This is a genomic window from Halomonas citrativorans, from assembly GCF_014898005.1.
Lineage (GTDB): Bacteria > Pseudomonadota > Gammaproteobacteria > Pseudomonadales > Halomonadaceae > Vreelandella > Vreelandella citrativorans.
The window spans coordinates 1-452 of record NZ_JABUYX010000074.1; the positions used below are offsets into that span (position 1 = coordinate 1).

General features: G+C 49.1%; 2 tRNA genes. Both read right to left on the reverse strand.

Annotation, left to right across the window (positions count from 1 at the left end):
- Positions 1-83: 83 nt before the first annotated feature.
- Positions 84-159: transfer RNA gene (locus INT20_RS17965), tRNA-Ala, on the reverse strand.
- Between the two features lie 104 nt (positions 160-263).
- Positions 264-340, reverse strand: a tRNA-Ile gene (locus tag INT20_RS17970).
- Positions 341-452 lie beyond the last annotated feature (112 nt).

Here is a 452-nt window from a genome sequence, read left to right on the forward strand (position 1 = left end):
ACTGTTCAATGAACAGTGATAAAGCGACGTCTAAAAACGTGCGACTTATCAATGGTCACAAAACAAACAAACGGTCAGGATAATGGTGGAGCCAAGCGGGATCGAACCGCTGACCTCCTGCGTGCAAGGCAGGCGCTCTCCCAGCTGAGCTATGGCCCCATTTTAGACACTTACCTCTCGGAATTTTATTCATCACAAGGCATTTTATGGCGAAGCATAGCCTGCTATGCGAGTCATAAAATAACGCAGAGATGGATAAAATTTGGTGGGTCTGGGCAGACTTGAACTGCCGACCTCACCCTTATCAGGGGTGCGCTCTAACCAACTGAGCTACAGACCCAAGAGGGGATCGTGCTTAAGCCGTTTGCTCTATGATCTGATCAGGTAATTCATTGTGGACGTTTACCGCGAGGGATGACGCATCGTTTAAGGAGGTGATCCAGCCGCAGGTT